Genomic DNA, 10,355 nt, shown 5'->3' with positions numbered 1-10,355 from the left:
CCTTCTGTTCTCCTTCGTCATAACTGTCTCCTTTCTATGCCGATAGCATTATTACGGCTATCGGTATAATGGCACAAAAAAACACCGATGTCAACCACATCGGCGAGAAAACTTATTAGCTTAACTTAACACGTATGCCCTCTGGGGTCGACGCAACCATAACGCCAGTCTCCTTGTTGCCGTTCGAGAAGTACCAGTAGTAACGACCGTTTCGCTGCGCAATGTCGCCGGCCCAGCAATAAGTGTGACCATCGCCCATGTAGTTGTCCCCGGGACTGATTGTCCCTACATGGGTCCACGTACGCAGGTCGTCGGAACGGTAGATGCGCCAGTCCGGCATCACCCAGTCATTTACGCCAAAGCCGACGTCGTGGCCAGTGAAGAGATAACAGACCTCGTCAAGGATCAGAGCGTGCGGGTCCGACATGCCCGGTCCGGCAATGAGTGGGTTGGTTAACCGTCTTTCTGTCATGCTGGCCTCATTTCATGGTGCGAACATACATCATTGAACAGTTACCTCTATTATGTGTCCAAGATAGCGAATAATTTTATATGTGTCAAAGGATTTTTGTGCAAAAATACGAGTTTTAGGCTTGATTTTGCCACTTTGTGTAGTTATGCTTATTATATCAGTTTGGGGTCAAAAGCCCGCTTGATAATCTTTACATAGAAAAAACAGACTTGAACGCGAAAAAAGTTGATGGTAAAAATGAAAAAAGCTAAAGCATCTCGAAAAATTGAGGCAAAGAGAAGGGGGAATGCCCTTGGGTTCTGGTTTTTTAGGGTTTCTCTGCACCTCTTTGGGTTAAGAGGAGCATATGGATTATTATATATTGTCTGTATCTATTATGTGCTGTTTGACCAAGCAGCTGTTTGTGGAGCTTTGGCGTATATTAACAGAAGGTTTCCGTGCTCCGCTTTTCTAAGAAGACTTTTACACGTATATAGATTGTTTGTGAGTCAGGGGAAACAGCTTATTGACCGATACGCTATTGTTTCAGAGCAGGAAATATTTGATATACAGTTACATGGATATGAACAATTGATGTCCCTGATTCAGAATTCTCCTCATGGAATAATTTTGCTAACTGCCCATGTGGGTAACTGGCAGGTCGCTATGACAGCGTTAAAAAAACTGGGAAAAACAGTGTATCTGGTTATGCGTCCGGAAGATAACCCTGCAGTGCAGAGTTCACTGCGTATCAGCAGGGAACAGAACCATATCAAGATTATTTCTCCTGAACAGGACCTCGGTGGAATTGTTGAAATCATGAATAAGTTAAAGGAAAAGCATATTGTGTCCATTATGGGTGACCGTAGATATGGTTTTAAAGCTGTAGAAGTTTCATTTCTTGGAGAGAAAGCCTGGTTTCCATACGGCGGCTTTACAATTGCGGCAGCGACAAAATGTCCGGTAGTTATTCTATTGTCAGAGAAAGTCTCTACTTATAAGTACGTTGTTGATGTATCTAATGTGTTGTATCCGTGCTATGAGAATGGGACGAATAAACATCAGCAGCTCCAGCAATGGGTTCAGGAATTTGCCGCGTTGCTTGAAGCGTATACACACAAACATCCTTACCAGTATTTTTTGTTTTCTAATGTGTGGGAAGAAGAAACAGAAAGCACAGGCAAAATGAAGACATGAAATTAATTTATCTGATGCTGCTGTTCACAGTTGTTGCAATTAACGTTGCCTTTGCCGATACGGATCAAACTGATGAATCATGGATGTTGCTGAGCGGCTACGGTACCACGCATCCGGGACTCGGCAAAACTCGTGAACATGTTGAGACAGTGGATGTAATTCTGCGATATAGGCGAAAACTCAAAGATACTGGACGTGACTGGTACCGCGGGAGACATGACTTTCTGATAGAACTACCTGTGTCTTATCTTATTAATTCTGATGACGACCAGATTTTTGGCTTGAACTTTCTTTCATCCTGGACACTGAAGACATCGCAAAGATACATGCCATATTTCTTTGTGGGCGGCGGCCCTGTCTATACAGACGCAAACATACCTGGCATGGGCGCCAATATCTGTGGGAATTATCAAGCAGGACTGGGACTTAGTTACAAGACCAAAAAAGGTCGTTCATTTGTATTGGAATATAGATTTCATCATATATCTAACGCCGGCATGAAACAGCCCAACGTACCACTTAATTCAAGCAAAATCATTATCGGAATCAGTTTCCTCTTCTAATGGTTGCCGAAAATCCACTCTTATACCGTGTTGGAATTGTTCCTTGAAAAAAGAGCAATAAGAGGATATGATATTTTCTATTGAACAGTGTTTAACAAGGAGAAAACTTAAATGGCAGAGCAGAAACAAAAAGAATTGAAGGAAATACGAAACAAGTTAAAGAAACTGCTTGTAAGCAGCCTATCATTAGAGAATGTAAAACCTGAAGATATTAAAGATGACGAGGTTCTGTTTGGCGAGGGACTTGGACTGGATTCTTTAGATGCAGTAGAGATTGTTGTGCTCCTGCAGCGAAACTTCGGTTTGGAAATTAAGGATATGGATCAGGGCAGAAAAATATTTTATTCGATTGATACTCTGGCGCAATATATATACGAGAATACAAAAGTATAAATTCGAAGCACGAAATACGAAATTCTAAACAATATCTAATTACCAAAATACAAATGCTCAAAACAATGTTTTGAATTTAGAAGATTTAAATTTGGAATTTGTTTCGGGTTTCGGATTTAGGATTTCGGATTTTTTTTCAAAGGAGTTTCATGGGGAAAACAAACATAGTAATAACAGGCATGGGTGCGATTTCTGCCGCAGGTGCAAATCTCGCAGAAACACTGGATACATTTCAGCGCGGACAAGTAAATAAAAAACCAGTCTTTGAACACAGAATGAGCACTTTAAATCTTGCTTTGTGTGCAGTAGATGAAGCTCTAAATGATGCAGAACTAAAAAAAGACATTGAGCATTTTCGTGTAGGAGTATGTCTTGGAACTACTGTGGCAAGCCAGTTAAATGATGTTGAATTCTATCGTTCATACCGGAGTACGGGAGAGGCACCGATGGATTCTGTTGACCGCTTTTTAAAAGGGAACCTTTCCCAAGCTGTTGCAAATACTATAGGAGCAAAAGGTCCACGTGTTACTGTGGTGAATGCATGTTCTTCGGGCGCTGATGCGATTGGAGTAGCGTTATCCTGGTTAAGGAATGGAGAGTGTGATATCGCTATTGCTGGTGGTGCAGACGAATTGAACCGTATTCCTATATGCGGTTTTAGGGCACTTGGTATTGTTAGTGAATCATTATGTGCTCCATTTGATAGAGGTCGTAAGGGATTAAACTTAGGAGAAGGAGCTGGAATTCTTGTGCTTGAGAGAGAAACATGTGCTCGTAAGAGAGGCAATGCCTCGGGCAATGCCCCTAGATTGTATCTTGCTGGATACGGCGCTTCAGCAGATGCATATCATCTTACTGCTCCAAGACCTGATGGCACAGGTTTAGAAGCGGCGATTCAGAGAGCGCTTTCTGAATCGCACATTAGTTCTCAAGATGTCTGTTTTGTTAATGCCCATGGCACTGCAACCCATGATAATGATAAAGTTGAGGGTATGGTTCTATCAAGGGTTTTTGGCAAGGATATTAAGGTTCTTTCTACAAAGGGATTTACAGGGCATACACTTGGCGGCGCAGGAGGATTGGAAGCTGTTTTTACAGGTGCTGCGCTTCTGGAAGGATGGATACCTGCAAGCGCTGGTTTTGTAAATCAGGATGATGAAATACCTATAACGCCGGTTAGAGAGAAGACGAGCATACACGGATCTTTTGCCCTTTCTACGTCCCTTGCCTTTGGCGGCAACAATGCTGCGATTGTTATTGGGAGAGGAGCATGAATATTTTTGGAATAGGTGTTGTTTTTAGCGGGGGACGGGGAATTAACCGCTATGATGACGCATTGAGGCATGGATGGATAAAGCCTGAAGATTCCTGTTATCATGTGAAGGAAGAATCAATCACAGACAAAAGAATTTTGGGCGGGATACGTCGTGCGGATAGATTCAGTAAAATGGCAGTATTAGCAGCCAGTGACGCTGTAGTGGATAGTGGCATTAATCTTAATAAAAAGAAATCTTCTCTTGGTATTATTGTCTCAACAGCATTTGGCCCGCATGTAACAACATTCCGCTTTCTGGATGATATGCTTGAATATGGTGATAGGAATGCTTCTCCAACGCTATTTTCTCATTCTGTCCATAATGCAGCAGCGTCTTATATTACATCTGTGTTGGATAGCCGTGGTCCAACCATTACACTTACTCAGTTTGAATTTTCGTTTCATCAGGCTCTTATCCTTGCGCGAGCCTGGCTTTATGAGGAACGGTGTGAATATGTTCTTGTTGGAAGCGTTGATGAATGCGGCACAGTTATGGAATACATCTGCAGGCAAAAGTTACGAATTGCTGGAGATGGCAGAATCAAACCATTTGACTTCTCAAAAACGCCTGTAGCAGTACCAGGAGAAGGAAGTGTATTCTTTCTGACGACCCTGAAAAAATCTCATAAGAAATATTGTAAAGTAGCAGTCTCTTTAAATGATAAAGAGATTGAAAAAAATAGACCGGATATGCTCATTCTTGATGCTGACGGTATTGCAGGAGACGAGAAAGAATATCAAAAGGCTGCAGAATCAGGTGTTTGCATCTCAGGGTATTCGCCAATATTCGGCAGTATGATGACAGGAACCAGTTTTAATTGTACTGCTGCTGCCCTCATGTTAAAAAAGCAGATACACTATGCATGTCCAATTAGCCATAATCCCTACAATATAAATATATGCAGAAAGACTGAACCTGCTCAAATACAGGGAATTAATTGTATTAGGTATAATTGTGGGCGTGAGAAAGCAATGATCAGATTGAAACAATGATAGGATTAAAACATATCGAAGAAACACTGATTCAAGAGGTTGCTACAATCTTGGCTGTAGATTCTTCAACGATCTCACCAAATGCTCCTCTTCATACACTAGGAGTTGATTCATTTAGTTTTGTGGAGCTTCTCGTCTTTATTGAAAAAACATTTAATTTAAAGTTAATGGAATCAGGCCTAACACGAGAAAACTCTCAAACTATCCACTTGCTGGCGTCATATATCAGCAGAATGAGTTAGTATGAAACGCTATTTAACCGGCATTGACTGGATCATTCATACAATTGACTATATGATCAGAAGAAAAACTGCTGCTGGGAATACGTTTCAGATTGTCCTACGCCTGGAAGGAAAACTTGATGGGACAATGCTTCGGGGATGCCTGAACAAATTCATTAAAAAATTCCCGGTTGTAAATGGCAGACCGATGCGGGATTACAATCTTGCCCCGTACTGGAAGATTTATCCCAGACATAAAATGCTGCCTCTAGATATTAGGACCTATCACCTTGACGATAATGCGGCATTCAGCAAGGTTCTCTCTACACTGGAGCACGGAATAAACACGCCATTCAACAGTGTCAGGGAACATCTTGCATTTCATCTTGTCCATACAGGAAAAACAAGTTTTCTAGGTGTAGTGTTTGACCATTGTTTATTTGACGTCAGAGGAGCTGAAGCATTCTTGAATATGGATTATTCCCAGGGGATTTCTCTTACAGAACCAGCTCATCTATGTAAGTGGCAGGAAAAATTTGAAGCAGGTAAGCGTGTAAATAGGAAGCTGGTACAATTATCAGAGAATAAAGCGCGTGCTTTACCCTTAGACTCAGCGTCTAATAATCAGATATTCAAATTTAAGACAATCTCTCTTGATAAACGCCAGACATCTGCGATTATCGAAACTGCATATAATAAAGCAGGTTATTTAATGCTTATGCCGTATGCATTAGCAATTTCCATGGAGGCTTTGCACAGCATTTTTCTCAAAAGGGGTATACGCACAGGTGATTATATAATTCCTGTGTCTATTGACACGCGTCCAGTAGAAAAGGTACATCAAGAGGTTTTCTTTAATCATATGTCCTTTTTTCTACTTCGAGTGAAAGCAAATGAAGCTGACAGTTTTCCTGTTCTTTTGCAATCGATTAAGCAGCAGATCTATGATCAGATAAAGGCAGACTTACCTGCGGATATTGAGAAAGCAAGTCTTTTGATGCGAATCGCTCCTTTGCCTGTTTTAAGCTATTTGATGCGACTGCCATTGAAAGGGCAGATCTCTTCTTTTTGTTTTTCCTATATTGGTGAATCTGCATACGATTCTCCGATGTTTATGGGAAAAAAGATCCATAATATTTTCCATATGCCCAGAGTTCCAATTCCTCCGGGGCTTGGAATATTCTTTAACCAGTTTCAGGGTAAGCTGAATGTGGTCTTTTCCTATTTAGATGAGATGTTGGAAAAGGATGAGATAGATTTGATTGTAAATACTTTGCGTTCTGGACTAGGAGTATTAACTCACACTCTCTTAGAAGGAGAGGCAAAAGAGGAGGAACAGAATCTATGATGCACAATAACGATATTGAGGTTGAACCACAACATCGCATTCCAATTAAGAGAACAGTTGACGTGCTTGTTGCTGGAGGCGGTCCTGCCGGTATTGCTGCCGGTATTGCTGCCGCGCGCGAAGGAGCGAAAACGCTCGTCGTTGAACGATATGGATATCTTGGAGGGATGATTACCGGCGCTCATGTTCTCTGGGTGTTTGGTATGGGGGATGGAGTCCGTCCCAAAGCTGGCGGTATTGCTTTGGATATCAGGAAGCGAATGGAGACATTTGACGCAATTCAAGGTCCAAATCGCTGTGGCGATTACGCGGTTGACCCAGAGGTTTTTAAGTGGCAGGCCGCAGAAATGCTGGAAGAAGCAGGAGCAGAGTTGCTCCTGCACACGTTGGTGTGTGATCCAATCACTGATGGTGCATACGTTCGCGGTTTCTTCACCGAGAGTAAGAGCGGCCGCAGGGCCCTTCTTGCCAAGGTTGTGATAGACTGCACTGCTGACGCAGATGTTGCGTTTCGCGCAGGATGCAAGTGTGACAGTGATACTCACGATGTGACGCTGGGCGTAACAGTTGATGGCATAGACCGCGCAAAAGTTGCGGTGTTTAAGAAGAAGTCCCCTGAACACTTCCTGAAAGTTGTGGCAGAAGCCAGCAAGCTGAACGGAGGTGTCATGCTGGACCGTCATCGGTATCTACAAGGGGTTGATGTGACAGATGCTGAGGAAGTTAGTAAGGCAGAGACACAAATGCGCCGCGATTATTTTTGCTCCTTATACTATCTGCGCACTCATCTGCCCGGTTGGGAGAATGCGCGCATCAAAGAGACACTGCCGCAGTTTGGGGTACGGCAGAGCCGTCGTATCCGAGGGGAATACACTCTGACCGACGATGACCTCAGATCAAGCCGACATTTTGAAGACTCAATTGCGCGATTGGGCTCGTATCTTCTCGGCTACAAACTCTACGATCCGGCAAGGTTAAACTATGACATTCCTTTTCGATGTCTTGTTCCGAAGAACGTTGACGGATTGCTTGTTGCTGGACGTTGTATTTCGTCTGACTATCTTGCCGACAACTCCTTGCGTCTTATAGTACCATGCTTTGCCACGGGGCAGGCTGCCGGTGTCGCAGCATCACTGGCGGCACGACAAAACATCCAACCTAGGCATATTGATGTTGCCGCAGTGAGAAAATCGCTTATTCAACAAGGCGTCTATCTTGACAGCAGCGATCCTGAAACACCTGTTGTCCCAGAGGGAACCGAAGACACCCCATTGCAAATATGGGATGATGACTTATGAATATTGTAGATGTAATAAAGAGCGAAACAAAAAAGCTTCAGAAGAAAATTGCTGTTATTAACGGGGATAAACAGATTTCTTATTGTGAGCTGTTTTCTGCTGTGGACAAAGCTGCAGCTGAATTAAAGTCATATGGAGTTCAGCCGGCTCAACGTGTAGCATTACTATGTGAAGACAGTATTGATTATATTATTATTAGTCTGGCTGTACTGTCTTTACCTGCAGTTATTGTTCCTGTATCTACGTCGTTATCCATATATGAAGTTGATGATATACTGGAAAGAATTGATGTGAATGCTTTGCTCTCTGATAAAAGAAAGTGTATCAAACATGGCAGCCTTCGAATTTTTTCTGATTGTGTGTGTGAAAGAAAGTTTTTTCTATATCAGCGCGCAACACAGAAACAGGTTCCAGCGGATTATTATGCGTTAAATCCTGCTTTTATCCGGTTTTCATCAGGCACAACAGGAGTAAGCAAAGGAGTAGTAATTTCCCATGAAGCCATTATTCAAAGAACCAATGCTGCAGATAAAGGGTTAAATATCACTTCAAATGATATAGTGATATGGGTTCTTTCCATGAGTTTTCATTTTGTAGTAACGATTCTTCTTTTCCTGCGGCGTGGAGCAACAATTATTCTCTGCAGCCGTGCATTCCCTGAATTACTGCTTAAGGAATTAAAAAACCACAGAGGGACATTTATATACGCTTCCCCTTTCCATTATCATATGCTGACAAAATCGGATATGCTTTCTTCCCATATGTTAAGTCGTATCCGTATGGCTGTGTGTACAGCAGTAAAGCTGCCTGTTGATATAGCGAATGATTTTCATAAAAAGTTTGGTTTCCAACTGACTGAAGCGTATGGAATTATTGAAGTAGGCCTGCCGTTTCTCAATTGTTCTAAAGATAAAACGAAGCAGGAATCAGTAGGCAAAATTCTACCAGATTACGAAGTGAAAATAGTAAATGCTGATGCTAAGGGGATTGGGGAAGTTTATCTTAAAGGAAAAGGAATGTTTGATGCATATTTTTCCCCATGGCAAAGTAAAAAGCAGGTATTGCATAACGGCTGGTTTAAGACAGGGGATCTAGCTAGACTTGATAAAGAAGGCTTTCTGTTTCTTGTTGGCAGAGAAAAACATATCATTAATTTTGCCGGCATGAAAGTCTTTCCCTATGAAGTGGAATCAGTTCTCAATCAGCATCTGGACATCAAGGAGTCTCTTGTGTATGGCATTACCCATCCTCAGTATGGGCAGCTTCCCTGTGCAAGGATCGTTCTGCAAAATAAAGCAAAAACAGATTTTGATATCAATAAGGTGCGCAAATTTTGCTATCAGAGATTAGCTTCATATAAGGTTCCAAAAGAATTTCTATGTGTAGCCCGATTAGACAAAACAGCAAACGGAAAGCTCAAGCGCTAGGTGGTATAAAAAATTGACAAAGACATAGAAAAAGTATTAGAATCAACTAGTATGGCAGTTACAGGAGTAAAATTAGAGATGAAGTTCAGAGCATACGGCTTATCAGATATAGGCAGAGTACGCAAGCTAAATGAAGATAGCTTTCTGGTTGGTGATGATCTGAGGCTTTATCTTGTAGCTGATGGTATGGGCGGGCATGCAGCAGGTGATGTAGCAAGCCGCAAATCTATTGAATTAATAAAGGCCTTTATTGAACGCACAGCCAAAGACAATGATATTACCTGGCCATTTGAGATGAACCCAGAACTGGCGCCCGAGGCTAATAAGCTCATTGCAGCAGTACGGATTGCTAATAAGAAAATATATGAGATGTCATTTTCTAACCCTAAACTTAAAGGAATGGGAACAACTATAGCAGGGTTATCCGTTGCTGAGGCAAAAGGGTATATTGTGCATGTAGGCGACAGCAGGGTGTATTTAATGAGAAATGAAAGGCTGAAGCAGATTACAGAGGATCATTCATGGGTTAATGAGCAACTTAAAGAGAATGTAATAACGAAAGAGGAAGCCAAAAAGCATCGCTGGAAAAATGTTATTACACGGGCTCTGGGTAGTGAAAGAGAAGTTAAGGTTGATCTACAGGAAGAGGATATTGTTTCAGGAGATGTTTTTCTCATATGTTCCGATGGGCTGAGCGGTATGCTGGAAAGAAAGACAATGGAGGATATTATGAAAAAACATATAGAGAACCTTTCAAAAGCAGCAGAAGAAATGATAGACTATGCTAATAAAGCTGGAGGGGTTGATAACATTACGGTTGTTTTGGTAAAAGCTCAGGGCAGGAATTAATGACCATAAAGCGTTTAAAAAACTTATTACCGGACGAAAAAGGGCAAGCGATGACGGAGTATGTTCTTGTGACAGTAATAGCTGTTCTCTGTCTGGCAGGTTGTTTTGAGATGTTTCGCAAGGCGCTAAAAGCTTATTACAATAGAATCGCAAGTCTTATTAGTTTACCTATTCCATAATGATAGAGTCCTGCAAAATGGGAAATTAAAGAAAGATAGAAGAAGAGAAGTAGAATAAAAAAAGATAAAAATGCACATTGAAAGCAGAAAAAAGGATTTGGAGAGAATTTCAGAAGAAATT

At 41.7% G+C, this 10,355-nt stretch carries 12 protein-coding genes; 11 read left to right on the top strand and 1 reads right to left on the bottom strand.

The window, feature by feature from the left end:
* Positions 1 to 115: 115 nt before the first annotated feature.
* The gene (locus tag KKC91_08715) at positions 116 to 472 is read right to left on the bottom strand and encodes a family 43 glycosylhydrolase (GenBank protein MBU0478634.1); all 357 of its coding nucleotides are present in this window, start codon (positions 470 to 472) and stop codon (positions 116 to 118) included.
* A 237-nt stretch (positions 473 to 709) separates the two neighbouring features.
* On the opposite strand from KKC91_08715, the gene KKC91_08710 reads away from it, so the two are divergent.
* The 11 genes from KKC91_08710 to KKC91_08660 all read left to right on the top strand — a co-directional run bounded on the left by KKC91_08710 (position 710) and on the right by KKC91_08660 (position 10,234).
* Complete coding sequence (locus tag KKC91_08710) at positions 710 to 1,648, top strand: lysophospholipid acyltransferase family protein (protein ID MBU0478633.1); 939 nt, start codon at positions 710 to 712, stop codon at positions 1,646 to 1,648.
* A complete protein-coding gene (locus tag KKC91_08705) occupies positions 1,645 to 2,211 on the top strand; it encodes an acyloxyacyl hydrolase (GenBank protein MBU0478632.1) in 567 nt (188 codons plus the stop codon). Before KKC91_08710 ends, KKC91_08705 begins: the two co-directional genes overlap by 4 nt.
* A 111-nt stretch (positions 2,212 to 2,322) precedes the next feature.
* Entirely contained in the window at positions 2,323 to 2,604 is a 282-nt protein-coding gene (locus KKC91_08700) for an acyl carrier protein (protein MBU0478631.1), read from the top strand.
* A 179-nt stretch (positions 2,605 to 2,783) separates the two neighbouring features.
* Positions 2,784 to 3,878: a beta-ketoacyl-[acyl-carrier-protein] synthase family protein gene (locus tag KKC91_08695; protein MBU0478630.1), complete on the top strand. Its 1,095-nt coding sequence runs from the start codon at positions 2,784 to 2,786 to the stop codon at positions 3,876 to 3,878.
* Positions 3,875 to 4,912 carry a beta-ketoacyl synthase chain length factor gene (locus KKC91_08690; protein ID MBU0478629.1) on the top strand — a complete coding sequence of 346 codons (1,038 nt, stop codon included), beginning with the start codon at positions 3,875 to 3,877 and terminating at the stop codon, positions 4,910 to 4,912. Before KKC91_08695 ends, KKC91_08690 begins: the two co-directional genes overlap by 4 nt.
* On the top strand, positions 4,909 to 5,154 hold the full coding sequence (locus KKC91_08685) for an acyl carrier protein (protein ID MBU0478628.1): 246 nt from the start codon (positions 4,909 to 4,911) through the stop codon (positions 5,152 to 5,154). Before KKC91_08690 ends, KKC91_08685 begins: the two co-directional genes overlap by 4 nt.
* 1 nt (position 5,155) lies before the next feature.
* The gene (locus tag KKC91_08680; GenBank protein MBU0478627.1) at positions 5,156 to 6,481 is read left to right on the top strand and encodes a hypothetical protein; all 1,326 of its coding nucleotides are present in this window, start codon (positions 5,156 to 5,158) and stop codon (positions 6,479 to 6,481) included.
* Entirely contained in the window at positions 6,478 to 7,779 is a 1,302-nt protein-coding gene (locus KKC91_08675) for an FAD-dependent oxidoreductase (protein MBU0478626.1), read from the top strand. Before KKC91_08680 ends, KKC91_08675 begins: the two co-directional genes overlap by 4 nt.
* On the top strand, positions 7,776 to 9,206 hold the full coding sequence (locus tag KKC91_08670) for an acyl--CoA ligase (GenBank protein ID MBU0478625.1): 1,431 nt from the start codon (positions 7,776 to 7,778) through the stop codon (positions 9,204 to 9,206). Before KKC91_08675 ends, KKC91_08670 begins: the two co-directional genes overlap by 4 nt.
* 78 nt (positions 9,207 to 9,284) lie before the next feature.
* Complete coding sequence (locus KKC91_08665) at positions 9,285 to 10,055, top strand: Stp1/IreP family PP2C-type Ser/Thr phosphatase (protein ID MBU0478624.1); 771 nt, start codon at positions 9,285 to 9,287, stop codon at positions 10,053 to 10,055.
* Positions 10,055 to 10,234 carry a hypothetical protein gene (locus KKC91_08660; GenBank protein MBU0478623.1) on the top strand — a complete coding sequence of 60 codons (180 nt, stop codon included), beginning with the start codon at positions 10,055 to 10,057 and terminating at the stop codon, positions 10,232 to 10,234. The genes KKC91_08665 and KKC91_08660 overlap by 1 nt, the downstream gene beginning before the upstream one ends.
* Positions 10,235 to 10,355 lie beyond the last annotated feature (121 nt).

The organism is bacterium (assembly GCA_018812485.1).
Lineage (GTDB): Bacteria > JAHJDO01 > JAHJDO01 > JAHJDO01 > JAHJDO01 > JAHJDO01.
Note: the sequence above shows the minus strand (reverse complement) of the source record. Positions and strands in the feature narration are given on the sequence as shown.